Origin of the sequence: Acaryochloris sp. CCMEE 5410, assembly GCF_000238775.2 — a bacterium.
Taxonomy (GTDB): domain Bacteria; phylum Cyanobacteriota; class Cyanobacteriia; order Thermosynechococcales; family Thermosynechococcaceae; genus Acaryochloris.
The window spans coordinates 2730693-2756771 of sequence record NZ_AFEJ02000001.1 but is presented as its reverse complement, the minus strand read 5'-3'; the positions used below and the strand labels follow the sequence as shown (position 1 = coordinate 2756771).

Genomic DNA, 26079 nt, shown 5'->3' with positions numbered 1-26079 from the left:
GGCTATTTTGTTCTACTACTGAGCGGGTTGAGATAACATGACAACTTTCAGCGATATTCTTTGTGAAGACTTACTGCGTGAACTAGCAGGTGATCGCTATTACGAACGAGGTGTTGGCTATTTTGAAGAAGGCCGAGTTCACTCCCTCGCTCAGTACGATGAGCATATCACCGCTGAAGTCTGGGGCATGGAAACCTATCAGGTTCATCTCTGGCTAGAAAACGACCAATTGTACTCCCGCTGTACCTGTCCCTTAGGCGTAGATGATCTGTTTTGTAAGCACTGTGTTGCCGTGGGTCTGACTTGGATTGATGAACCCCCGCCCTATCAAGCAGGGGATGCTCCCTCCAAACCAGGGACAACCATGCAGGATGTCCGGGACTATTTGGCTCGGCAAGAACGGGACGATCTGGTCAAGCTGATTTTAGATAAAGCGATGGAGGATGCTCGGTGGCGAGAACATCTGCTGATGAAGGCAGCGGCTCAGCAGTCGGGCGGGGCTGATATCAATACCTTCCGACGATCTCTGAGAAATGCGATCGCAATTGGAGATTTTGTTGATTACTGGGGAGCAGCTAGCTATGCGGATGGCGTTCAAGCTGTGATGGATGGTCTGGATGACTTACTTGAGCAAGGCTATGCCAGCGATGTGATTGAGCTTTGTGAGGAAGCGATTTCACTCTTCGAAGATGCCCTCAACTCCGTAGACGATTCTGATGGTAATCTCAATGAGATCCTAGAGCAGGTGCAGGACCTTCACTACCAAGCCTGTGACATCGCCAACCCTAATCCTCATGCCCTGGCTGAGCGGTTATTTCATGCGGAACTTCAGTCGGGATATGGCTTTTTCTACAATGCCCTAGAGACCTATGCGGATATTCTGGGAGAAGCAGGGCGAGCAACCTATCAGGCTTTAGTGAATGCGGAATGGGAAAAACTGCCCGAATTGAGTGGCAGTGAGCACTATAGCTATAGCTATCGCCGTTCCAAGCTGAACCGGATGAAAGAAGCAGTGGTAGCAGCCACGGGTAATTTAGAAGAACTCGTAGAGGTGATTGCTAAGGATCTCTCGCAACCTTCTCGCTATTTGCAAATTGCCAACCTGTATCAAACCCAGGGGCAAACCGAGCAGGCTATTGCTTGGGCAGAACGAGGTTATCAAACTTTTGTTGGTACCCAATGGACTGGACAGCTAGGTGAGTTCTTGATTGCCCAATATGAACACCAGGGTCGTTTAGAAGATGCTGTAGAGATTGTTTGGCAGGAGTTTGACCACCGTCCGGCGCTACCGATTTACCAAAAGCTCAAGCAAAAAGCAGAACAGGCAAGGTCTTGGGACCGTTGGCGACCCAGAGCCTTGGCCCATGCTCAGCATGTTGCAGATCATAGACCGCAAGGCCCTAAACATCACCATCCTTATCTGCAGATTGGCTATTCCCTCTTGGTGGACATTTACCTCTGGGAAGAAGACAGTGACCAAGCTTGGCAGGCGGCTCAAACTGGTGGATGTAGCCAACGGCATTGGATGCGATTAGCAGATGTGCGATCATCCGACCACCCTGAAGAGGCTTTGTCGGTCTATCAACCTGCCATTGAACCGCTACTGAACCAGACCAATAACCAAGCGTACGAGCAAGCGATTGCGCTACTCCTCAAGATCAAAGACTTACAGGCACGGCTGAATCAAACGGCACAATTTGAAGCCTACATAGCTCAACTCAAGACGACTTATAAACGCAAGCGCAACTTTATCAAGTTTTTGCTGCAGCGAGGGCTGTAGGTGCGATGGTCTACAAGCGTAGCTCAGGCTACGCTTGTAGACCATCGCAATGTCCAACTGTGACAAACCCAAACGGGATCAAAAACTTACGATGATGGCTTGATTGTTCTAAAGCGTTTCATCAGAGCTGGACGATTGCTATAGTCAGACTTGATTTGCTCGAAACGTGAGATAAAAGCAGGGACTTGGTCTTGATATTTCGCCAAGTCGCAAAGGTCGCGCAGTAGAGCAGTCGCTTCATCGTAGGGTTTAGCTTGTTTTAAGGCAATCAGATCTACCACCCTCTGCCAAGCTTGATCTACTTTGGGGGCGAGAGCCTCTAATTCTTGAATTCACTTTTTTCGGGCTGCTTGCTTTTCTTTCTGCTTGCAGGTGGCTTTCTTATCTATTGCAAGAGCATCTAGTACTCTTGCATATTTGCCTATCTTTGCCCTGATAAATTTGTAGGGGTATATAAGTTGAACTGGAAAGACAATAAAATCATATGATTTCAGTGCTGTTAAAAAATAAGAAGTATTATTGCAAATGCATGGTTAAATTTAGGTTCATAAAAGAGGATGATTTAAATTACTTAGATATCTAATGTCAGGAATCACTGCTAATAAAATTAAACTAAAAATTCTTGTCATTCTAATTCGATAGCTAATATTTATGGAATTTTGAATTCTCAGAAGAAGCTTATCTTTATTGGGGAGGGATAGATGCTAAATGACAAGGCGATGATCATAATCGCAGTTTCAAAATATGTTGGTGCATATAATAATTTGCCAGGGACATTAGAAAGTGCAAGAAGACTTCGTGAATGGGCAGAGCAACCGAAAGAAGACTGTAACTACAAAGTTTTGTATTTAGGTGATGATGTTTTTCCACAAATCAATGTTGAACTCATACGTCAAGAAGTCAGCAATTTTGTAGACAATAACATTATGGACAGACTTGTTGTCTACTTTGCTGGTCATGGTATTGTCCGCTCAGCAGGAGACCAATTTTGGCTGCTCACTAACGCAGCCAATGATCTACGTGAGGGGATCAATGTTGAGGCTTTTAGACGAGGATTATTGAAATGTAATATCGGAAAATATAATGATGAGTTAACAGGTCAATTATGCATAATTGGGGATGCTTGTCGAAATTCAGGTCGTGATGCTATCGAGTTTTATGGTGATCCAATTCTGACTCGAGATGGAAGAAAAAACCGCATTCAGCTTGACAGATTTTTATCTACAGGACTTGGTGATTACTCATTTCAAATCAATGGCATTGATGGCCAACAAGCATATTGTCTATTTTCAGAAGTTTTGCTAAATGCTTTGACTGGCGAAATACGTGAGGCAATCGAAACTGAATACCATATGTTCCAGCCAGCCGTCACAAACCACTCATTGGCAGACTATCTTGAGGAAGAAGTTAAGGCTCGTGCAGCCGCAATCAATGAAGAGATGGAACCGGATCTCCTCACAGATATTAGGCCTCCTTATAACTTCTATAATCGATTGAGTGAACCTCTCCCGAGCCCAACAGTTGGTCTGCAAAACTCTCAGATGGCACAAGCGATTGAGATGTCAGTTCACGATCCTCAGATCAATGACCTTAACAATCAACAAACAAGAGATAATGAACGTCGTAGACAAATCCTTTTGAAGGATCAATTGCGAATCTTATCAAACCCCATTGCACACAGATGGTCTGAGGATAGGTCTACTATCTGTGACTACCTTCCATCCTTAATTGCAGTGCCCAGTAGCTCATCCCTTAGTATAAGGTCGCTTGGCAGCTCTTATCAAATAGAAGCCACTTCTTCAGATGGTGCACCTATGCTAATTCGCCAAGGTAAGCAGTGGATGCTTACACCTGATTACCCTGGTGTTGTATCATTCATAATTCAGGATTTACCCGGTGATGTCTTACTGTATAAACCTGTCACTGATTCATGGCAAACCTTTTTGAGTGACTTTTCAAATCTTGTTAGTAGTGCTACGTTACGTGCCGCAGAAGCTAAAGTATATGCAGATAGTATTAGGCGAGGGAAAGAAGAGTTCCCACACCAATCAGTAACAGCGGGATATCTCTACGAATTTTCAAACGACTACGATAATATTGCCCGGACAGCATATTTTATGGCTCGGGGTTCTGTCTTGCCATTCGACCTTGCACTATTGTGTGCAGACAAAATTAAATGGCGAAAAGAGAATGGCAAAGTTGTCGCATATGCAGATCTACCAGCAGTTCAACGTTCCCAGGAAAATGGTAATACAAACTATCGCCCCCATTACGCAACTACTGAAGTTCCGGAACTGAAAAACGTCCCTCTCTGGGGAATCGCCCCAATCTTTCGCCAGGGCTGGAGTTTTATGCAGACAGAACGCTATCTTGACATCCCAGATTCGATCCGGCTCATTAGCGAAAAGATGAGCGGAAGATCAGCAACGAGTCTCACATCTAAAGGATTTGAGATGTTTATTGAAGCTTTTGACTATAAAATCATCGAGATTGACAGTCAAATGGTTGATGTCTATTGAAGCTTTTGACTATAAAAATCATCGAGATTGACAGCCGATACGAATAAGAGTCAATTGACCTAGCAATATTTTAGGAGTATATCCAATGACAAAAGTTCTTCTAATTCATGGTATCAACAATCAGGATAATTCAGCAGAGAACATCAAAGATGAGTGGAGTAAAGCTCTTAAACGAGGTGCTGCTGACTCAGGTCTTACCATACCAGATGATACAAAATTCATTGCAGCATTCTATGGTGATGTGCTTTTTCAGGAAACAGAATCTTGGAGTAACAATAAGCCTGCTTCAAGCCCAATGAGTGCAGAATCTCCCGACGAAGATTATGCGGATGACAAAGTTGCAGAATTATACCGCGAGTTCCAACATAAATATAATATCAGTGATGAGCAAGTCTCTAAAGTCCTTGATGAGAATGACCGTGCAGGACATGTGCGACAGGCCAACGGAATTCACAAAAAATGGCTGAAGGCAATTGCAGGCACTGGTCTGTTAGCAGGATCTAGCTATAATGCTTCCGACGCAACCTAATGTAGATCAATGGAATGCCCATATTGTCTAAGCGAGAAGATCCTAAAGCGCGGCTTTGATAGCCTGCAAGATGGGACATTAGTCCAGCGATATCAGTGTAAGGATTGCAATCGGCGTTTCAACGAACGCACGGGTACCCCAATGGCTCGCTTACGCACCGCTAGTTCAGTAGTGAGCTATGCCATCAAAGCTCGCACCGAAGGGATGGGTATTCGTGCTGCAGGTCGAACTTTCGGTAAATCTCATACCACCATTATGCGTTGGGAAAAACGCCTAGCAGACCAAGCACAGAACTGGTCACCTCCCGCACCAGCAGCCTCTGATGTGACGGTAGAAGGGGATGAAGTTTACACGCGTGTAGGCAAAAATCTTCCCCCCAGCCAATCCCAGGGCTGGACCATCCATTTCCTTGAACGCGAAAGCCGCTATTGGTTGACAGCACAAGCTGGCCTCAAGGATGCACAACTTTTTGCAAATGGCGTTTACTCAGCTTGGGAGTGGGTCAAAGCCTGTGATGGGATTCGATGGTTTACCGATGGTGAGAGGCGTTATGGACAAGAACTTTGGAAGCTCGCCAATGTCTATCTCAATGGTGAGGAGTGTCATCCTGACTATGGGCATCGCAAGGTTTGGCGAGAGGGGTTAGAAGTCGCGATGAAAGTTAAAGGGTCTCAGGGGAATCGGCGAGTAGAGTGGGTGAAAGCAGAGCATCCCTTTACCGCTATCAGTCTAGGGTCTGAGGTCCATGCCAATCATAATGAGGCTCACAATGCTGCCTTGAGGAGACGATGTAGTGCTTATCGAAGACGGCAGAATCTCTACGCTAAGAAGCGGTCGGGGTTACAGCGAGTGCTAGATGTACAACGCCTGATTCATAACTGGGTTAGACCCCATTGGGGGCTCAGTAAGCAGACCACACCAGCAATGGAGATGGGATTTTGTTCTCGTCCGTTGAGCACACTAGAACTCCTCACCAATAAAGGGTTTAGGTATGTGCCCTGTTAGTAGACCAGTGCCCAATTGCACGTGTTCTTGAAGACATACTTCCTACAAAAGGAAAAGCAGTGGCAAAGATTTTTTTGCGGCAAGCTGCTGCATATCTTCATAAACCTGGACTAAAAGAAAAAATTGATAATCTAGTTAAGGCTCAAATATTGGACGGATTATCTAATGATGAGGAAGTTATCATCATTAGCCATTCACTTGGTACCATCGTGGCCTACGCTTTAATGCTACGTCTCAGACACAAAGTCAACGTTAAAGTTTTAGTCACTGCAGGTTCGCCTCTTGGTGTAGAGATTGTTAAACGCAGGCTTGGCCCTCCGCTCATCTGCCCTACAAATGTAAAAAAATGGATTAATGCATCAGATCCTGAAGATTTTGTAGCACTTGAATCAAAACTAAATGGTCAAACCTTCGGTTGCGATCAAGTCATAAATATTGATCAAATAGATAATGGAAATGAAGATGCCCATGATATTCGTCAATATCTAGCTCATGGCATCGTAGCAAAAGAGATTGCTCCCTATCTATAGATAAATTAAGGTTTTCGGAGTTTACTGCTCTGAGAGCCTTCCAGCACAAGGTCATGTTGCTAATTTATTGGAAGTACTAGGTGATTTTAGTCCACTTGGCCGACTATACCCTTATCATTTAGCGAGCCTATCAATAGTGCTAAACATTGTGATTTCGTATCCTCTGTAACAGGATCACGCCTGTATGCCTTTTATGGTGCAAACAAGCGCAGATTGGAGGCAAATATGGGGAGTCACTATTCCGTCATCATCGTCGGTGGAGGGCAGGCTGGTTTATCAGTCAGTTACTGTTTGGGCGAACGGCAGATTGATCACATTATCTTTGAGCAGCAGCAGATTGCCTATTCCTGGCGGAATAAGCGTTGGGACTCATTCTGCCTGGTCACTCCTAACTGGCAATGTCAGCTACCGGGATTTCCCTATCCGGGGGATGACCCGAACGGGTTTATGCAGAGAGAGCAAATCGTCGACTATATCGAAGCCTACGCTCGTTCCTTTAATCCTCCGGTGAAGGAAGGGGTTAGCGTGTTGCGATTGCGCAAAAATCCGATTAGCGATGTGTTTGAGGTGTCCACATCCATCGGCGAATTTACGGCTGATCAAATTGTGGTGGCCACTGGAGGGTATCATCGACCTCGTATTCCCGGTATGGCTCAGCGTTTACCTGCAGAGATTCGTCAACTCCATTCTTCTGAGTATAAAAATCCTGAGAGTTTAGCCGATGGAGCCGTGCTCGTAGTGGGCACCGGACAATCGGGATGTCAGATTGCCGAAGACCTCCATCTAGCAGGGAAGCAGGTGCATTTATGTGTCGGTAGTGCGCCGCGATCGCCCCGACAATACCGAGGTAAAGATGTAGTGGATTGGCTGGATCAACTGGGTTATTACGATCTGACCATTGAAGATCATCCTCAAAAAGAACAGGTGAGAACTAAAACCAACCACTATGTAACGGGCCGTGGTGGGGGTCGGGAAATTGATTTACGCCATTTTGCCCTGGAAGGGATGCAGCTCTACGGCAGACTAACGGATATTCGTGATGCTCAGTTAGCCTTTCAACCGAATTTGCGAGAGAACTTGGATCAGGCCGATGCGGTAGCTGAAAGTATCAAGGGAACGATTGATGCCTATATTGACCAGCATCACATTGATGCCCCCGTGGAGGCCCCCTATTGTCCAGTGTGGGAGCCTGCCACTGAACCCACTTCTCTGAACTTAGAGGCTGCCCATATCACTACTGTGATTTGGTCTATTGGCTATGACATGGACTATTCCTGGGTGGAAATTCCTGTGTTTGATGGCAAGGGCTATCCTGGCCATGATCGGGGCGTTACTGGGGTGAAAGGACTCTATTTTGTGGGCTTGCCTTGGCTCTATACCTGGGGGTCGGGACGCTTTTCGGGGATTGCTCGGGATGTTCGGTATCTTGCAGACTATGTGCAGGCTAATCATCGGGTAAATGTGCGATCGCAACTGCGCTTCAATGAAATGGCGATTGGATCTTAAATAGCGCTATCAGTGATGCCAACCAATTCAATAAGGTCTTCGCTCAGCTTTTCGCCAGGTTTTGGGGCATCACTACATCCCTCATGCTTATTTAATTGCCAGTTCAATTCCCTCTCTAAAGTCTTTTGATAATTTTCCCAAGATGGTGGCTGCATTTGAAATATCTTCTTGATTACTGATAAATTCCCAGCTAGTAGAACCAATTCCAAGCCATCTCATAAAATCTGTCATTAAAACTAGATTTCTTGTTGTTTTATCAATGCCGCAATAATGAATAGTATGTAAATACCTAAGTTGATGCCAGCCCCCTAGATCAATATGTGTTGTGACCAAAAAGTTCTCAACATAGAATTCATATTCAATTATTTTTTTGCTGTTATGCTTCCTAACTCCAAGCGAAGATTCGCAACTTACATGTATTTGATTACGAAGCTCATGTAAGTCAATTTTCTTTCGCTCTTGAATGGCTTCTTCTGTATACAGACTATCAATTAGTCTTAGGCTTCCATATTTAACAAAAATGAACTGTTCAAAGTCATTCCATCTTTCCCTATCTTTTTCGCTTGGTTGCCTATCAATAATATCTCCATTATCAATCAGAAATTTATTCGAAAGTGAAAGCAAGCAGTTAAGCCTGTCTTGTAAATCTAATGAATCGAAGTAGTAACAAGACCTTATTGCTAGTTCCCCTTTTATCTGTCTCAGAGTTCGAAAGTCTGATTCTACTTCTTGTCTCACGTTGTTCTTTAGCCAAGAATAAAATTTAATTTTGAAACGCGAAATATCATCCATCTACTCACCTATTTGTTCCACGGTGGCTTGAACCTATATTAATCCTCTAGTGAGAAAAATCACATTATCAGTTTGCTGCACAAATTGTTTCGCAGCTAGAAACTTGCAGTAAGAATCACCAAATATATTAGATGTGGATTGAAAAGATCTCCATTACTCTTCTTCTTCGCTTTTTCGTAGGTTACGACACCTTCGAAACCTGAACTTGCAGTTGTAGGAGGATCTATATACACTAATCCAACTCCTGGAATTGTCATACTTTCGGGATGCAAATAAAGCTTAATTTCGATAGCTTCCACAGCCTGTTTTTCTCTGGAGCCATATCACGATTGGGTCGGGTTAATATGGGGTAGGAGCCTTACCCATTCGTTTGGTGATCTAGAGATTCTAGAATAGTCAGATCTCCAGATAACGCTAGAAAAGCGAATTAAGCTATGTCTGATTTGTCTTCTGTTTGCTAAAAAGACTAAACACCCCGAGGTCTAAAGACCATGCAAACTCAGCTACCTGTTACCGTCAAACCTGAGACAAAATTAGCTGAGCAGCGCCTCACCCTGACCCATGTGGCTTGGGACACCTATGAAAAACTACTGGATGCCTTTGGCGAACATCGAGCTGTACGGTTCCACTATGACAAAGGAGTCTTAGAGCTGATGGTGCCCCTAGAGGATCACGAAAATCCCAGTGCGGTGATTGGGATATTGATCTTTAATCTAGCGGTGGATTGTGATTTAACTATTAAGTCAATGGATTCGACCACTTTACGGCGCAAAAAGCTTCAGAAAGGGGCTGAGCCGGATAAATGCTTCTATATCCAAAATGAACCCTTGGTGAGAGGCAAGACCGTTGACCTCGAAAAAGATCCACCTCCCGATCTAGTGGTGGAGATTGATATCACGCACTCAGATGTCAACAAAAATGCTTTATATGCAGCGTTGGGGATACCAGAATTTTGGCGTTTTGATGGCAAAGTTTTGCGCATTCTCCACCTCCAAGACAGCCAGTACCACGAAGTGGATGTCAGTCCGACCTTTCCTTGGTTGGAGAAGCCAGTGATCTATCGCTTCTTTGAAGACTGTCGAACGCTGGGTGAGGCCCAAGCCATGAGAAATTTTCGGATCTGGCTTCAGTCAAATAAACCTGATGAGGGATAAGCGAGCGCATTAATCTCGCCGTCGCACTTTTCGCGCCTGCTCACGCACTTGATTATTGATCAAATAACCAAAGCCAGCTTTTTCTAGTCGATAGATAAAGTTCTCTAGTGACTCGTTCATCGATAGCGCCGTTCGCTCTATATTCCAGCCCTGGGCGGCTAGCTGACTGAGCAGATAAGCCCGTCGAGCCTGACCTGCAGATAAACGATAGGTTTTTAGGTATTCCAGTTGTCCATCTTGACGGACGATTGCCTCGCCAATGTGATTCTCGGATTTGAGTTGTAGGTCTGTGATAAAACGCTGCAAGGTAAATGGGCCTGCTGTATAGATGCGCTTGGATTCTACAGGACGTTGGAGTAGATCACTGGCCATTAGCCCTTGGAAATCAGCCCAGTCTTGTCTTAGGGTTGCGATCGCATCCTGCAAATCCGCCAAGGTCTCCACCTTCGATTCATCCACCTGGCTCTGCATGGGAACCGTGCCCCCATAAATCCCATATTGATAAAGCAATTCTCCATAAAAGTCTTGCAGCAGACTGGGGTGCAGTAGTCGGTAGTCTTCCGGTGTAGGGGTGACAAAGGCAGACGCCAATGCCTCCGATACAAACATCAGCATCCCTACCTGATGCTGATGGATTTCAAATACCCGCAGGGCATCCGCAAGTCCTTGAATAGCTTGCCCCGAAAACGACCATTCCGTCCGTGGCGATAACCCTTGAGATAGGGCCTGCTTAGAATACTCACTCCAAGCGATATCGGGTCCCGAGAAAAATAGGGATAGAAACCCTTCCATCGCTAAATGCATAGGGAGAAATCGGAGCTGGTTCCGGGCCTCCCGTTTTGCCATGCGCGAGAGTACTCGGACACTGGCAGGTCTGGCATGAAAGCGTTTTCCATCGGCCCCGAACTGACTGCCTTTGGCAGCAACGGGTTGTCCCTCTTCATTCCAGGACAGCACCAAGCCATGAGGGACATAGGACGTATACGCTGTCTTGTCTGAAAGGGAGACGACGGTGAGATCTTCGTTATAGTCTCGCTTGGCTAGACGCAGATCGCCCCGAACGTTGCGGCGCAGGAGCGGCACAATCCGAATCGCCCCCCAAACTTGAGAAGGGGCAATCTCTATCCCTTTGAGGGAAAGGGTACTTAATAGAGGCGCTTTAGGAGCCATGGCTGGGGTCAAAGGTGGAGAGAAACTGCTGGACGCGGATCCGTAAATACTGCTCTAGCTCCGCTAAGGATGATTGTCCATCCGCAAATTGGGCAAATCCCAACACCGTCGGTAAGTCCTCCGCATCTCGCAGTCCTACGGTGGGGATTGCAGGACTTAGGGCCTTGACAGAAAAGTCATCGGCATTAAAGACCGGGTTACAGTGCAGGATGGAAACGGATGCATCGATGCGGTTGCGAAACACCCGCAACACTTCCGAGGCTCCATGGGGTGGATCATTCTCCCAGCCATCCGACAAAAGCACCACCACATCGGGTTCCGTTTCTAAGGCATCCAGCAAAGGGGTGGCCAGATCCGTTTGTCCCCGAGGTTGAATCAGCAGCGGATCTGGTACTGATGAGGTCCAAAAGGCTTGGTAGTTTGCCGTTGCTGTTTGCAACAGATAGTGAACCGCCAAGGCAACGCCCAAAGGTCGTCGTCGTTTTTCATTAGAGCCGCTACTGGAATAGCTACAGTCCAAAACTGCGGCTACCCTTCCCAGCTTTAAAGGGGCTCGACGCAGCGCGGCTTGGGCGGACTGTTCTAAAGCCGCTGTTAATTCTGCATGCCGGTTTTTCCGCTCTTGTATGGATAGAGACAGGCAGTAGAGGGTCAGCTTGGTGAGCGGGGTGCGTTTTAGATCAACGGTGAGTATCGACTTGCGATCGCCCGCCGTACTCTGCTGCAACCGCACTTTCTCCGCTTGAGTCATTTGAGACTCAATTCGAGTCAAAAAGCGATCGCGAGGAATTTGATGTTTGGCTGCTAATCCTTCGGCTACTGTAAAGGGCAGCTCATAAATCGCCTCTTGGCTGTAATACGCTTTGCGGAATTTTTCAAACAGGTCAGTTTCAAACTGCTGGGGCCAGTCTCGGAATAAAAAGGGGCCAACTTCACCGGGTAATTTGAGGTGATTGTGGGTTGCGATCGCACGCACTTTGGACCGATATTTCACCGCATCAAAATCCAATCGGTTCTGGTGGGTTGCAATATAATCGCGAGTAATCGCCCGCGCCCGCCGATTATTAATGCGTCGCTTACGAACTTGCTCTAACACTTTCCAAGCTCGTTGGGTGGGCAACGCATTCAACGTGGTTGCAATCAGACGACCTTCTTCCTGCCGATGTTCTGGCAGCGTTTGCTTGCCCGTTGCCAATAATTTGAGAATGATTTGGCTCTGATTAAAGTGATTAATCCCTGCGGCTAAGGTGCGGGCATAGAGTAACCGATAGTTACCCAAAATATAGTCATGTAAAAAGTCGAGGGACAGTTTCTGCCCCCAGGCATCATCATAAAATTCGCGCTGCCCCGTACAGCTTAGACAGGCATTGATAAACATCACCAGGTCTTCCCGTTCGACCTGTTGCTGACGTTGGGTCCAGGTAGAAGCCATTCTCGTTTCTATAAATCAGCCCGTTTGGGGAGTAGTGGCACGACAGGCTAGCGCCATTTTCAAGATGGAGTTCGGAAGTCGCACTCAAGTCCCGCAAACGGAAATTCCACGCTAGCACACTGGCCACGTCCGAGGCCTGTGATTGATACAGCCCAATAGCTGCTTGAGAGGGTTAAAGCACGGGCAGAACAGGATAAGCCCTTAATCGAGAACCTCAAGAATATCGGGTTCTAATGCGTAAATTTGTTTTAAGCCTTGGATGAACTTGCCATAGAGTTTTGGGCTGATGCCATCAAAATAGAAGTGAATCATGTCCTGTTTGGAGGTGATGATATGAACGCCGTCCCACATGACCGTGCATTCGCTAATGGAATTGTAGTCACCGTTAAGCGGATCATTACACTCAAAATAGATGTCCTGTGGTGCCGAGCCCGTCCATTGCCATAAGAGATAATCCCTGGGCCCATTGGCTACTTTAACTATCAATGTATCGTCGATGGATTCAGCTGAAATGATGGTCGTCATCTTTGTTGAAAGGCTGCTGGTTCAATCTAGCAGAGCATGATTATCATGCAGCTATAAAGGTTTTCCACAATGTGGACAAGTGCTGGGTTCAGGGCTGGGTACTTGCTTGCGACGATCTAATTCTTCTGTAAAACCGGACGCCAAAATCCCCGTTGGCAATGCAAATAAACCAATTCCTAGGATTGAAATCACACTTCCTAATACTCGACCGGCTGTGGTCACCGGGTAGATATCTCCATACCCCACCGTCGTCAGAGTCGCCACCCCCCACCACATGGTGGCTGGAATATTGGCAAAGGCTTCCGGCTGAGCATCATGCTCAATAAAGTACATCATGGTAGAGGCCAGCCATAGCAAGCCAAACACCCCCATCAGAGTGACCAATAACTCATCTCGTTTCGACTTGAGGATATTGCCTAAGACTTGAAACGACTGGAAATAGCGGCTGAGCTTAAATAACCGGAGAACCCTCAGCAAACGGACAAAGCGAATAAACCGGATATCGATGGGAATCAGCAGCGGTAAATAAAACGGTGCCAACGCCATCAAATCGATTAAGGCTAGAGGGGTAAATAGAAATTTAAGCCGACCCAATACAGGATGCTGAAAGTCTGGAGCAGCCGTACAGGACCAGATCCTTAGTAGATACTCAATCGTAAAAATTATGATGCTGACGGTCTCACACACCTCGAAATAGGTTCGATACTGTGTCGTTAATCCTTCAACCGTTTCTAAGGTGATCACCACCAAGTTGGCCAAAATCAACACTAACAAGCTGATATCGAAGATTTGGCTAGCTCGGTCCCCTGTATCGGCTACTTCTAATATTTCAAAAACTCGTCGCCGCCAAGTTTTTTTTCTCTTTCCCCCCATCTGTTCACCTGTATTTGAAGCCTAATTTACCTCCATAAGTTAGCAGGTATTGCAGGAATGATGTCGCTCAATATTCTGGAAAAAATAGATATTTCTACGGATGACACTGGGATTAAGAAAAAAATTTGTCTGAAAATAAAATTTAACTCAAAGTCATTCTAGAAAAGGGATATAGAGTTTTTGATCGACAATTCATAAGTTATTCTTATATAGTTTTTTGTTGACCTTCAAGTTAACTGCAATGAATAGCCTAAATATACACACGAGATAAAGGCCAGAAGCATGCAAGTATTCGGAACTGAGAATGACGATTTTTTAGTCGGCTCCTTAGAAGACGACACAATTCTAGGAGACCTTGGTAACGATAATCTTGTCGGTGATAAGGGAGATGACACTCTCCTCGCTGGCGAAGGTGAAGACTATGCTGAGGGTGGCCAAGGGAATGACTTCGTCGATGGTGGCGCTAATCATGACCATATCAAAGGGGGTAGCGGCCATGACACCCTCCTCGGTCAAGAAGGCCACGATGTTTTAGAAGGTGGCAATGGCAACGACAAATTAGTCGGTGGTGCTGGCGACGATTACTGGATGTCCGGTGGGGCTGGCAATGATAGCCTCTACGGGGAAGGCCAAAACGATGTCATGAGCGGTGGTGCTGGCCATGACTATCTCTCAGGTGGTACCGGAAATGATAATCTCAGTGGCGACCAAGGCAATGACAGCCTTTATGGTGGCGAAAACGAAGACTATGCCAACGGTGGTCAAGGCAATGACCTCGTCGATGGGGGCAGTGGTCATGACCATATCAAAGGCGGCAGCGGCAACGACACTCTACTTGGTCAAGACGGTCACGACATTATCGATGGTGAAGGTGGCCATGATGAGTTAATCGGCGGTGCAGGCAATGACTACTGGGTGTCCGGTGGTGCAGGTAACGATAGCCTTTACGGAGAAGCTGGCGAAGACTACCTGACCGGTGGTACTGGCAATGACTATATAGAGGGCGGCACAGGTAACGACAATCTATCTGGAGACCAAGGCCACGATACCCTATTCGCAGGAGAAGGCGAAGATTATGCAGAAGGCGGTACTGGCCATGACTTAGTAGATGGCGGTGCAGGCCATGACCATATCAAAGGCGGCAGCGGCAACGATACCCTTCTTGGGCAAGACGGTCATGACATTATCGAAGGCGAAGCGGGCCATGATGAACTCATTGGTGGCGCTGGCGACGATTATTTTGTCTCTGGTGGGACAGGTAATGACAGCCTTTATGGTGAGGCGGGTAACGACTTTTTAACCGGTGGCAAAGGCCGTGACTATATCGAAGGCGGCGCTGATAACGACAATCTCCAAGGGAACCAAGGGCATGATACCCTCCTCGGTGGTGACGGTGAAGATTATGCCGAAGGTGGTAGTGGTCGCGATTTAGTAGATGGTGGTGCAGGCAATGACCACATCAAAGGCGGCAGTGGTAATGACACCCTCCTAGGGCAAGACGGTCACGATATTCTTGAAGGTGAGGCTGGCCATGATGAGCTAGTCGGTGGCTCTGGTGATGACTATTGGGTGTCTGGTGGCACAGGCAACGATAGTCTCTATGGTGAAGCTGGCGATGATGTCTTAAGTGGTGGCAAAGGCCGCGACTATGTTGAAGGCGGAATTGGCAACGATGCCCTCTTTGGTGATGAGGGTAAAGACACTCTCTATGCCGGAGAAGGTGAAGACTACGCTGAAGGTGGCAAAGGCAGTGACCTGATTGACGGTGGCGCTGGTCATGATGTTCTTAAAGGTGGCACTGGTAACGATACTCTCCTTGGTCAAGAAGGCGCTGATGTCTTAGAAGGTGAAGCGGGCCACGACAAACTGATTGGCGGCGCTGGTGATGATTATTGGGTATCTGGTGGGACAGGTAACGATAGTCTCTACGGTGAATCTGGTCATGATGTCTTAAGCGGTGGCAAGGGCCATGACTACCTAGACGGCGGCCTCGATAATGACGCTCTCTTTGGTGACGAAGGGCGTGACACCTTATACGCTGGCGAAGGCGACGACTATGCAGAAGGTGGCGCAGGCCGAGACCTGGTGGATGGCGGCGCAGGCCATGACGTTCTCAAGGGTGGCACAGGTAATGATACTCTCCTTGGTCAAGACGGCAATGATGTCCTAGAAGGCGGTGCTGGCCACGACGAATTGATCGGTGGAGCCGGTAGTGACTACTGGGTGTCCGGTGGCACAGGCAACGATAGTCTCTATGGTGAAGCTGGCGATGATGTCTTAAGTGGTGGCAAAGGCCGCGACTATGTCGATGGCGGAATTGGCAACGATGCTCTCTTTGGGAATGAGGGCAAAGATACCTTACTAGCCGGTGATGGTGAAGATTATGCCGAAGGCGGCAAAGGTAGTGACCTCGTAGACGGTGGTGCTGGTCATGATGTCCTCAAAGGTGGCACTGGTAACGATACCCTCCTGGGCCAAGATGGCGCTGATGTCTTAGAAGGTGAAGCTGGCCACGACGAATTGATTGGCGGTGCTGGTGATGACTATTGGGTGTCTGGTGGGACAGGCAACGATAGCCTCTACGGTGAAGCCGGTCATGATGTCTTGAGTGGCGGCAAGGGCCGTGACTACCTAGACGGCGGCCTTGACAATGACGCTCTCTTTGGTGATGAAGGGCGTGACACCTTATACGCTGGCGAAGGCGACGATTACGCTGAAGGTGGTGCAGGCCGAGACCTGGTGGATGGCGGCGCAGGCCATGATGTCCTCAAGGGTGGCTCTGGTAATGATACCCTCCTCGGCCAAGACGGTCATGATATTCTCGAAGGTGAAGCTGGCCATGACAAATTGATTGGCGGTGCTGGTAATGACTATTGGGTGTCTGGTGGGACAGGCAACGATAGTCTCTACGGTGAAGCCGGTCATGACGTCTTAAGTGGAGACGAAGGTCGCGACTTGATTTACGGCGGCACAGGCAACGATGTGGTTCTCGGTGGCGCTGGTAGAGACAGACTCTACGGTGGCGAAGGCGAAGACATCATTGTCGGCAACGAAGGTGCAGATCGCCTGTACGGTGATGCCGGGCATGACATCCTTAACGGTGGTGCTGGTAACGATACGATTTACGGTGGCACAGGCAACGACATTATTGATGGAGGGGCAGAAGACGTCATTGCGCCTCGTAACTTAGTCGCGAACGGTAGCTTTGAAGACAATCAGCTGGGCAATCGTAACTGGGGCGTCTTTGGCTCTATTGAGGGTTGGACGACGACTCAAGGTAAAGGCATTGAAGTTCAGCAGTTTGGTAAAGCTGACGATGGCAAAGCCCGCATCGAATTAGATAGCCACAATAACAGTGGCATGATGCAAAACCTAGACACGGAAGCTGGTAAAACCTACGAAATCTCCTTTGCTTATACGCCTCGTCCGGGTGTGGCTGAAACTAGTAACCCCATCGAAGTTTACTGGAATGGCGAACTCCTCGATACCATCACTGGTGCTAGTAAGACTGAAGCTTGGAAAACTTATACCTACACCGTTGAAGCAGGTGAAGGTGAGACGACGGCTCTGGAGTTTAGAGCAGCAGGTAAAGACGATAGCTTAGGCGGTTACTTAGACGACGTTACTGTCTTTGAATCGGTCTCTGCAACTCGTAATGATCTACTTTTTGGTGGCGAAGGCGATGATATTGTCCTCGGCAACAATGGTAACGACCGTTTGTCCGGCAACCAAGGTAATGACATCTTGGAAGGTGGCTTCGGTAATGACACCCTGATTGGTGGAGCTGGTAACGATATTTTAGTCGGTGTCGATCCCAACGCTGGTTTTGGCCAAGGATCTGTAGATGTGCTAACCGGTGGTGCGGGGGAAGACCACTTTATCCTCGGTAATGCCGAGGTCTTCTATAACGATGGCGACGACCAACTGGCAGGCACAAATGACTTTGCCATGATTACTGACTTCAATGCCCAAGAAGACAAGATTCAGCTTGCCGGATCCGCTGCTGACTATGTATTAGGGTCTACCGCCCAAGGCGTCAATCTTTATCTAGATACCAACCAAGATGGCCAATTGGGTGGTTCGGATGAGTTAATTGCAACTATTTCTGGCGTTTCTCAGCTTTCTTTGACTGATTCTTCTTTCTATTACGCTAGCCCAGTTGTTGCTTTTTAATTTTTCTTTCCCTTCTTTTTGGTTTCAGTTGCCTTTTTCTTTGGCTTGGACCTGAAACGTTGTTGTGTTCCCATCATGTGTCTGTCGTACCTCGATTGCTTTTGCAGTCGGGGTATTTTCTTGGGAAGGTGATGGGTGGGACATCACTAGAGGCATCATCCGGTCTGCCTGGGATTGTGGGGTGAGTAGTGTAGGAGTGTTCACTGGATGATGCTGGGTTTAAGGGTTGGTTTGGAGGGGTTTGTTTTTTCTCCACATCATTAGTATTACAAGGCGAGGGTTGAGATAGTGTTCAACCACAAGTTGTACTTGTATAACTTCTGTAGAAGTTTCAAATAACTTGCAAAAAAGGTTCGTATATCTCTTGTAATCCTTTCTGGGTATAGATTAGCGAGCTTTGCAAACAAACAGCCGTTTGGCGGCTCGGGTCACGGCGACATAAAGTAGCTGGTTACGTTCGCGAATATTGCTGTTGCGCATTAGGTTGGGCAGGTCAACGAAGACATTCTGAAAGGTGGAGCCTTGGGACTTATGCACGGTTAAGGCATAGCTATAGTTTAAGTTGGCAAATCGCTGTTGCTTGAGAAGCCAAAAATCTTGCCATTGCTTACCTTCTGCTAAGCGCTTGAGTTCTTTTTGAAACCGTTGGTGCTCTGACTCATGCAAAACCGTGACCTCGACATCAAAGTTGGCATCGGTGACCACAAAGAGTCGCCAGACCTGCCAACCGGAGGAGTCGTCTTCATAGGCATCTTCTACCCAGCATTCGGAGGAGGTTTGCATCACAATTTCATCTTTGCGCCGAAAGACCGGCCCCATGGCAATCAGCCGTTCTCCTGGCACAAATCGGCAAGCCTCTGCACCAAAGATGGCGTTGCGAATTTGCTGATTGAGGCTAGCGACCCGCTTATTGGTATAGGCTAAGGCCCGGACATAATCCGAATCTTCTTGGCCTTTTTCACTGGTAAAGGCTCGGAGAAGCTGTTTCGTCCAGTCGGATTGGCGCAGAACGACGGTGCCTTCGGTTTTATCTTCGTTGAGGTCGGTCTGAAAGGTGGGGAGTTTGTAGGTGTCTAAATGGCAGCGGACGGATTCTGCTAAGACGCCAATGGAGCTGCCATAGCGCACAACTTCTGTAAGTTGAGCTTTGTTGGCAATTTCAACAAAGGTTTGGGAAGTGGGTTCGTTAATGGGAGGAAGCTGGGCGGAATCGCCTACAAACAATAGTTGAGTTGTGAGGTGAAAGGCGTATAGTTCAGTTTGCAATAGCTCCCACAGATTGCGGTTGACCATGGAACATTCGTCAACCACCACTAGGGCAAATTTGCCAAAGGAGCTTTCCTCATTGGGATCGAGGACAAACTCTTGCTCTCCTGTTTCGGGATTAATCTGCGGGCGTAGCCCTAGGAGCTGACAGCAGGTCAGACATTCGACGCTCAATCCCCACGAGGACACCATTTGGTGCAGGACTTTGGTGGCTTTGTTGGTAAAGGCACTAAAAACAATATCTCGGCGATCTCCCCGCTCTTTGAGTTGAGAGACGAAGGCTTGTAATAAGGTGGTCTTGCCCGTGCCCGCATATCCTTCTAAGACAAACAGCCGTTCGGAACTATCCAGAAAGGTGTGGAGCTGATCCAGGGCTGTCTGTTGATGCTCGGTGAGGGTGATGTTTGTTTTGGTTTTGACTGCCATCAGTCAGCAGTGGAAACGATCTTCACCATACTAAAGCAAGGGTTTGTAGGATGAGGTCAATTACTGTTGATCTGCTGATGGGTTTGGGCGTTAGACCCGACTAAAAGCCTTATGGGCGTCTTGGGTGGGCAAGCATACAAAATGCTTAATTGTCATAACACCGGAAAATATAGTTGAACACGGCTCTACCTCCTATCATCCACAGCCTTAACGCCACTAATGGCCCCCTAAATCCCCCACTAGTGGGGGACTTGTCTGCTCGACCCACACAGAATCTGTGACAGAGTTGAACCTCAGCAGCTCTAGAGATCTCCCTGTCTAGATTCATTAGCCTAGATATAGGCTCAAAGTCCCCCAGGATGGGGGATTTAGGGGGCGAGTGCAAAAGCTGATGTTGCCAAAAGAGACGGCAGCAATCTCGGTATTAATCACTTTTCATTCCTTAGCTTGGCAAGATGGCAGCTTGGCAAGATGGCAATGCTAGGGCGGTGTTTCTTATCACTGTTTGCGCTGTTCTGGATAGTCTTCGCTGTAGGTGGAGGCATATTCCCGAGCGTGTTTCTCGCAGAGCCAGAGATAATCACCTTCGGGGGTGAGGATGCGTTTTAAGCCACCCCAATGTTGCTGGGGATCTTTTTCGTCTAGAAAATGGCGGAGAGAGCGAAGGGCTGAGCCCGATAGTCGTTCAATTTCATCCTCGTGCCGATCATCCTGCCAGCGGAATTCTGGCGAGTCCATAATGTCTGGAAGTTTGGTGACTAAGGCATTCATTAACCCCACGTCGGCTTTGACGGCTTCAGCAATGTCGGGAAGGGTTTTCCCTAGGATGGGGCTAACCAACGGAGAAGCATATTTAAAGACCCGCACGAGTCGTCGTATATGAGGGGCCATCGCTTGTAACCACTGTTTTGGTACATCAATGGTGTACAGACCGTTTTCGGGTTGTTCGGGAGTGCTAGTAGGATGCCATTGACCGGGAGCTTGGCAGTAAAGCTGGAGGTTGATGCGGGTTTGGTCGATGTCTTTGGTCCACATACTGCGATCGTCGGGGCGGAGGGCGAAGACATTGGGGCATTGGGATTCGGGAAATTGCTGATCGTGGCGAAATTGACGAAGAAATTCACGCTGGAGAAGTTCGCGTAATTCGGTAAAGCCCGAATGCATGTCGGAAAAACCTGATTGAGTGGTTTGGTTGAGTTCGTCAATTTTTTGGAAAACCGCCGCTTCTGTAGTGGGGTGAAGGCCAAAAAGTAGTTGGGGGACGTAGATATTTTCTAGGCAGTTGGGGCATTCAATGTTGTTCTTGGGTTGCTTACGCTCAAGGCGTTTAATCAGGTTGGCGTAGTCAAACTCATGTCGGCAGGTTTCTTGATTGGGATCTGGGCAGGGAACAAAGCGCGTGACTTTGAGACCGGGGTAGCGTTTGAGGGTGACTTCAATGCCTTCTTTGAGGAGGTCAAAGAAGTTATGGGGCATGGGACCACGCACCGTCAGCTCTAAAAATTCCACGTTAGTAGCAGGATCGCGGCCAATTTTGACTAAGCCGAGATGCTTGTGTTCTGGACCATCAGCTAGCAAAACCCCTGTGCGCCAGTGGTTCCCGGTTGTGAAGCGGTGTTGACGGGCAATAAACCAAGTGGGAATACCCGGCAAGATCTCGCTTAGTTGAAACTTCATGGAGAGTTGGTTGCAGGGGGCTTTTTTTGTGGGTTTTTCCCATAGTTCTTGGTAATCAGATGGTTCAAAGGCAAGTCGCTCTACTACCAGGCTGATGTCTTTATCCTCAAGGGTGCGATAGGACAGATCGAACCGCTCCATAAGGCGGAGAAAATGGATGCGCAAAGATAACTCAAGATCGGACCAAATTTGATCCATGCACTGGCGGGTAAAGATGCCTTGACGATCAATGACTCCATCTGCCTCTAAAACCTTGCTGATGTACTCAGTTACCCATTGGGGCTTGAGTATCACTAGGTCATTAAGAGCTTCTCTATCTAGAAAAAAGAGGATGTCTCCTAACTCATGTAGCCATTTGGCGAGAATGACATGATGTTCTTGCTTGACTTGCTGTTCACGCATTAGCTGCCAGAGCTGGTTGGGAGAAATACATTTTTGAGCCTGCGGTAAATTGCGAATGATTGTGGCGGCATGCAGCCAAGTGGCAGGCCAGATTTCACCCATCAAAGGAAGGGCTGCAGCAGCATTGGTAATGGCTTGGCGCAGATCTGAAATACCTATGTCATCTTTATTGCTAATGGCACATTGACCAACGATTTGCGGAAATTGCTGTTTGAACTCACTGAAAGGTAAGTCTGCGTCGCGTTCGTCGATATGAGTGGCGACAACCAAAATAGGAGAATCGGGGGCATTGGCGCGAATGGTTTTAAGCCAATAAGTCAGTTTGCCTTGTGCAAATCCCAATCGAGCATTCCAAACCAGAATAAACAAAGAGCGATTAGAGAGAAAAAATTGGTGGGTAGCATGGTAGATCTCTTGACCACCGAAATCCCAGGTATTGAGTTGCATCAATACCTCAGATTTATTGGGATGCTGGAGTTCTATTGTTTGGATATTAATACCGTGGGTTGTAGATTCTGCTGCATCAAAGGGTTGATTACGTAATGTCCGAATTAGAGATGATTTACCTACTCCGCCTTCTCCGATGACAAGCATTTTAGAGATCCATTGAGGCCGAACTTCTTGAAGTTGTTCTTGTAAATGCCCCAAGATTGCTGCCGTTCCTTGAGCCAAAATCTCTGGTGAGATATTAGAGAGTTGGTTATCGCGGAGGTCTAGCTCCGTAAGGTTCTTCAGCTGTGCGAATTCTGGTGGCAAGTTTGCTAGCTGGTTAGAGCGGAGGTATAACCAAGTTAGGTTTTTTAACTGAGCAAATTCTGGTGGTAAACTCGTCAGCTGGTTGCCGCTGAGATGTAGTTCTTTCAGGTTTTTTAGCTGAGCAAATTCAGGTGGTAGACTTGTCAGCTGGTTATAGCTGAGGGATAGCAAAGTCAAATGTTCCAAGTGAGCTAACTCAGGTGGTACATTTATGAGTTTGTTCGAACGGAGGTATAATTCCCTCAAATTTGCTAAGTGGGCTAATTCAGGTGGTAGACTCGTCAGCTGGTTAGTACGGAGGGATAGTACTTCTAAGTTTTCTAAGTGGGCTAATGCAGGTGGTACCCCAGTCAGTTGGTTAGCGCTGAGAGATAGCAGAGTCAAGTTGCGGAGCTGGGCCAATTCTTGGGGAATATGCGTCAATTGGTTTGCGCTGAGGTATAGCTCCTTCAGGTTTTCCAAATGAGCTAATTCAGGTGGCACACTTGTCAGCTGATTATCGCGAAGGTCTAGCTTATTCAAATTTTCCAAATGAGCCAATTCAGGTGGCACACTTGTGAGCTGATTGGAGTGGCAGTCTAGCTCCCTCAAATTTACCAAATGAGTTAGTTCTAGTGGTATATTTGTGAACTGGTTATTGCTAAGGTATAGCAGAGTTAAGTTTTTCAGCTGAGCTAATTCAGGTGGTAGGCTTGTCAGCTGGTTATTGCTGAGGTCTAGCGCCGTCAACTTTCTTAGTTGGGCCAACTCCGGAGGTACACTCGTCAGTTGGTTATTGCTGAGAGATATTAGAGTCAAGTTGTCTAGTTTGGCCAATGCCAGCGGCACATTTGTCAGGTCCTCATCGCTGAGGTACAGCTCACCAGTTTGCTTCGCTTGTTCAAGTTGGCGTTGCAATGTTACCTGGTCCATGAACAAAAGCTCCGTGACTTACTCTGCTCTAGGTTGGAGTCGGCTCATTCAATACAATCTGAAACTCTGCTTGCAGCTTAGCCTTCAACTGCTGCAGAAACTCATCTCGCTGGCCAAACTTCTCCGTCCGCTTCGGCTTGCGATTCTCATCCAAAATCCAGCCAAAATCACTACTCAATCGCAACGCCTCCCCCCAATCCGCAATCGAAACAATCAACTCCTCCGCCGGGGCACAATCCACCTCATACACCCGAAACACATAATTAAAACTATTCTGTTGAGCCGCCGCCACCGTCGAAGACTGTCCCAACGTAGTCGCCAACTTCTCCTGCATCTGAGCCACCAACTCAGGATTCTCAATTTCCGTCAGCACCCGCACACAGAGCGTAATCGCAAAGTAAAACTCTTCTACTGGTACAAACTCTAACCGCATCGGCCTACCTCAATCCCTCATTCGGCAATTCACCCCTCATACTGACAGATTCGGGCGGTAAACTGAAGCTAGTAGTACTCATTAGACGGAAATTCTATGACCGGGCATTTATTATTGGTAGACGATGAGCCAGGATTGCGGGAAGCCGTGCAAGCCTACCTCGAAGACAGCGGCTTTACCGTCGATGTTGCCAGTAATGCCAAAGCTGGATGGGACCTGCTGCAACAGCGCATTCCCGACCTGGTGATTTCCGACATTATGATGCCCGAAGTGGATGGCTACCAATTCCTAGCCCAACTGCGGGAAGATCCTCGATTTATGCGATTGCCCATCGTCTTTTTAACCGCCCGAGGCATGACCAAAGATCGGATTGAAGGCTATAACGCTGGAGTGGATGCCTATCTCTCCAAACCCTTTGACCCGGACGAACTGGTCGCCATCGTCACCAATCTGTTGACCCGTAAAGAAGCCAAAGATGCTAACGCCACCACTGATATTGCCGATCTAGCCAATCAGGTGGCCGAAATTCGAGCCATCTTGATGAACCGCGCTCCTTTACCTACCCAAAATACCCCCACCGTTAAGATTGACTTTACCCCCCGCGAACAAAGTGTCTTGGACCTGGTGGCGGTTGGGCTCATGAACAAAGAGATTGCCCGTCGCTTAGAAACCAGCGTCCGCAATGTCGAAAAATATGTCAGCCGACTTTTTAGTAAAACGGGCACCAATAGTCGGACAGAACTGGTACGCTTTGCCTTGGAGAACGGTCTGACACAGTAACTCTTATGAATACCATTTGGCAGACATTGACCTTGAACAACATCCAATCCCTGCAATGGCGACAAGGCAGTCTGTTCTGGCGACTGCTTGCCTTTCTTCGCCAGTGGCGGCAGGGGAGTTGGCTGCTGAACTGGCACCAGGAAATTGGTGCAGTCTTGCTGACGGCGGTTTTTGCCCTGGCTCCCTTTGTCCCTAATAGCCTGACGGGATTAATGGCAATGGCTTGTGGCTGCTATTGGTTGCTATTGACCCTTTCGGATGACCTGAAACCCCATCGATTTTCCCCGATTTATCTACTCGTGTTTTTGTTCTGGGGAATTACGGTGATGGCCACGGCTCTATCGCCAGTGAAGCTGGCAGCGGCCTCTGGACTGGTGAAAATGACCCTGTATGTGTTTGTCTTTGTGCTGGCGGAGCGGGTGGTGCGGTCGCCTCGGTTACGCTCCTGGCTGATCACCGTCTATCTGCATACGGCGATTATTGTGTCTATTTATGGGGTGCGGCAAAAATTCTTTGGGGCAGAAGCCTTAGCTACTTGGGTGGACCCCAACTCCACCACTGCCGATGAAGTCAGAGTCTACAGCTATTTGGGCAATCCCAATTTGCTGGCAGCCTATATTCTGCCTGCCATCCTCTTTAGCATCTGTGCTGTGGTGGCTTGGCAGCGTTGGGGCGCGAAGCTCTTGGCCGGGACGATGCTGCTGGTTCACTGTGCCTGTATGTACTGGACGGGGTGCCGAGGGGCTTGGATAGGGTTAGTCCTGGCGATTTTTGTGATGGCCATGATGGTGCTCTATTGGGTACTGCCCCGCTTACCTCAGTTGTGGCAGATTTGGGTGTTTCCCCTCACCATTGGCACGATTGTGGGCGCAGTCGCCTTGGGGATTTTATTTGTGGCTCCTCTCCGTAACCGAGCCTTGAGTGCCTTCTCCGGTCATGAAGATAGTAGCAATAGCTTTCGACTCAATGTCTGGGCGGGTGTGCAGGATATGATCCGCAAACGTCCCGTGTTGGGGATTGGTCCGGGTAATGTGGCCTTTAACCAGATTTACCCCCTCTTTCAAAGACCCAATTACACTGCCCTGAGTGCCTATTCCATCTATTTGGAAACCTTGGTAGAGACTGGGGTGGTTGGGTTTGCCAGTTTAATGTGGCTACTCGCCCTGATTTTTCAGCAAACCTGGGTGCAGTTTCACAAGCTACGTCAGCTCCAAAGCCAGGATGTTTGGTGGTTAGTGGGTGCGATCGCATCCATTGTCGGTATGTTAATGCACGGGTTTGTGGATACCGTTTGGTATCGCCCTGAAATCAATACCCTGTGGTGGTTAACGGTAGCCATCGTCGCCAGCTATTACCGCCAAACCACAGCGGCTGATACCGCCGTATCGCTCTAAGGAAAAGGCGAATCACTGGCCCATCAGAAACTATTTAGATTTCTG

21 protein-coding genes are annotated in these 26079 nt (G+C 47.8%); 10 read left to right on the top strand and 11 right to left on the bottom strand.

Going from position 1 to position 26079, the window contains the following annotated elements; genetic code table 11:
• The first annotated feature begins 37 nt into the window (after positions 1 to 37).
• Positions 38 to 1780 (top strand): SWIM zinc finger domain-containing protein, encoded by a 1743-nt coding sequence (locus ON05_RS12575; RefSeq protein WP_010478955.1) that lies wholly within the window; start codon positions 38 to 40, stop codon positions 1778 to 1780.
• An 86-nt stretch (positions 1781 to 1866) separates the two neighbouring features.
• On the opposite strand, the gene ON05_RS12570 is transcribed toward ON05_RS12575, so the two are convergent.
• The gene (locus tag ON05_RS12570; protein WP_010478954.1) at positions 1867 to 2061 is read right to left on the bottom strand and encodes a hypothetical protein; all 195 of its coding nucleotides are present in this window, start codon (positions 2059 to 2061) and stop codon (positions 1867 to 1869) included.
• Between the two features lie 420 nt (positions 2062 to 2481).
• Between ON05_RS12570 and ON05_RS12565 the strand changes: the two genes are divergently transcribed.
• From ON05_RS12565 to ON05_RS12545, 5 genes are all read left to right on the top strand, one after another.
• Positions 2482 to 4299: a caspase family protein gene (locus tag ON05_RS12565; RefSeq protein WP_010478953.1), complete on the top strand. Its 1818-nt coding sequence runs from the start codon at positions 2482 to 2484 to the stop codon at positions 4297 to 4299.
• Positions 4300 to 4384: 85 nt separating this feature from the next.
• Positions 4385 to 4828, top strand: coding sequence for a hypothetical protein (locus ON05_RS12560; RefSeq protein ID WP_010478952.1), 444 nt, complete (start codon positions 4385 to 4387; stop codon positions 4826 to 4828).
• Positions 4829 to 4837: 9 nt separating this feature from the next.
• The gene (locus tag ON05_RS12555) at positions 4838 to 5833 is read left to right on the top strand and encodes an IS1 family transposase (protein WP_262561004.1); all 996 of its coding nucleotides are present in this window, start codon (positions 4838 to 4840) and stop codon (positions 5831 to 5833) included.
• 59 nt (positions 5834 to 5892) lie between these two features.
• Complete coding sequence (locus tag ON05_RS12550; protein WP_262561678.1) at positions 5893 to 6363, top strand: hypothetical protein; 471 nt, start codon at positions 5893 to 5895, stop codon at positions 6361 to 6363.
• A gap of 225 nt (positions 6364 to 6588) precedes the next feature.
• Positions 6589 to 7869, top strand: coding sequence for an MSMEG_0569 family flavin-dependent oxidoreductase (locus ON05_RS12545; RefSeq protein WP_010471893.1), 1281 nt, complete (start codon positions 6589 to 6591; stop codon positions 7867 to 7869).
• Positions 7870 to 7956: 87 nt separating this feature from the next.
• On the opposite strand, the gene ON05_RS12540 is transcribed toward ON05_RS12545, so the two are convergent.
• Positions 7957 to 8661: a hypothetical protein gene (locus tag ON05_RS12540; RefSeq protein ID WP_010471895.1), complete on the bottom strand. Its 705-nt coding sequence runs from the start codon at positions 8659 to 8661 to the stop codon at positions 7957 to 7959.
• 95 nt (positions 8662 to 8756) lie between these two features.
• Positions 8757 to 8960 (bottom strand): hypothetical protein, encoded by a 204-nt coding sequence (locus ON05_RS12535; RefSeq protein ID WP_010471897.1) that lies wholly within the window; start codon positions 8958 to 8960, stop codon positions 8757 to 8759.
• A 192-nt stretch (positions 8961 to 9152) separates the two neighbouring features.
• Here ON05_RS12535 and ON05_RS12530 point away from each other — a divergent pair, with 192 nt between their 5' ends.
• On the top strand, positions 9153 to 9815 hold the full coding sequence (locus ON05_RS12530) for a Uma2 family endonuclease (RefSeq protein ID WP_010471898.1): 663 nt from the start codon (positions 9153 to 9155) through the stop codon (positions 9813 to 9815).
• Positions 9816 to 9824: 9 nt separating this feature from the next.
• On the opposite strand, the gene ON05_RS12525 is transcribed toward ON05_RS12530, so the two are convergent.
• The 4 genes from ON05_RS12525 to ON05_RS12510 form a co-directional block, all read right to left on the bottom strand.
• Positions 9825 to 10985, bottom strand: a complete 1161-nt coding sequence (locus ON05_RS12525) for an ARPP-2 domain-containing protein (protein ID WP_029315113.1) — start codon at positions 10983 to 10985, stop codon at positions 9825 to 9827.
• Positions 10975 to 12417 (bottom strand): hypothetical protein, encoded by a 1443-nt coding sequence (locus ON05_RS12520; RefSeq protein WP_010471901.1) that lies wholly within the window; start codon positions 12415 to 12417, stop codon positions 10975 to 10977. The genes ON05_RS12525 and ON05_RS12520 overlap by 11 nt, the downstream gene beginning before the upstream one ends.
• 201 nt (positions 12418 to 12618) lie before the next feature.
• Positions 12619 to 12942, bottom strand: a complete 324-nt coding sequence (locus ON05_RS12515; protein WP_010471903.1) for a hypothetical protein — start codon at positions 12940 to 12942, stop codon at positions 12619 to 12621.
• A 51-nt stretch (positions 12943 to 12993) separates the two neighbouring features.
• Positions 12994 to 13815: an ion transporter gene (locus ON05_RS12510; RefSeq protein ID WP_010471905.1), complete on the bottom strand. Its 822-nt coding sequence runs from the start codon at positions 13813 to 13815 to the stop codon at positions 12994 to 12996.
• Positions 13816 to 14097: 282 nt separating this feature from the next.
• Between ON05_RS12510 and ON05_RS12505 the strand changes: the two genes are divergently transcribed.
• Complete coding sequence (locus ON05_RS12505) at positions 14098 to 17988, top strand: calcium-binding protein (protein WP_010471907.1); 3891 nt, start codon at positions 14098 to 14100, stop codon at positions 17986 to 17988.
• 24 nt (positions 17989 to 18012) lie between these two features.
• Here the strand turns inward: ON05_RS12505 and ON05_RS12500 are convergent, their stop codons facing one another.
• The 4 genes from ON05_RS12500 to ON05_RS12485 all read right to left on the bottom strand — a co-directional run bounded on the left by ON05_RS12500 (position 18013) and on the right by ON05_RS12485 (position 23860).
• Complete coding sequence (locus ON05_RS12500; protein ID WP_139025677.1) at positions 18013 to 18192, bottom strand: hypothetical protein; 180 nt, start codon at positions 18190 to 18192, stop codon at positions 18013 to 18015.
• A 183-nt stretch (positions 18193 to 18375) separates the two neighbouring features.
• A complete protein-coding gene (locus ON05_RS12495; RefSeq protein WP_010471909.1) occupies positions 18376 to 19680 on the bottom strand; it encodes an ATP-dependent RecD-like DNA helicase in 1305 nt (434 codons plus the stop codon).
• Positions 19681 to 20178: 498 nt separating this feature from the next.
• A complete protein-coding gene (locus ON05_RS12490; RefSeq protein ID WP_010471910.1) occupies positions 20179 to 23427 on the bottom strand; it encodes a leucine-rich repeat domain-containing protein in 3249 nt (1082 codons plus the stop codon).
• Positions 23428 to 23455: 28 nt separating this feature from the next.
• Positions 23456 to 23860: a hypothetical protein gene (locus ON05_RS12485; protein ID WP_010471912.1), complete on the bottom strand. Its 405-nt coding sequence runs from the start codon at positions 23858 to 23860 to the stop codon at positions 23456 to 23458.
• Positions 23861 to 23956: 96 nt separating this feature from the next.
• Here ON05_RS12485 and ON05_RS12480 point away from each other — a divergent pair, with 96 nt between their 5' ends.
• Both ON05_RS12480 and ON05_RS12475 read left to right on the top strand, forming a co-directional pair.
• Positions 23957 to 24640: a response regulator transcription factor gene (locus tag ON05_RS12480; protein ID WP_010471913.1), complete on the top strand. Its 684-nt coding sequence runs from the start codon at positions 23957 to 23959 to the stop codon at positions 24638 to 24640.
• A gap of 5 nt (positions 24641 to 24645) precedes the next feature.
• Positions 24646 to 26034 (top strand): IctB family putative bicarbonate transporter, encoded by a 1389-nt coding sequence (locus tag ON05_RS12475; protein WP_010471916.1) that lies wholly within the window; start codon positions 24646 to 24648, stop codon positions 26032 to 26034.
• The last annotated feature ends 45 nt before the right edge of the window (positions 26035 to 26079 follow it).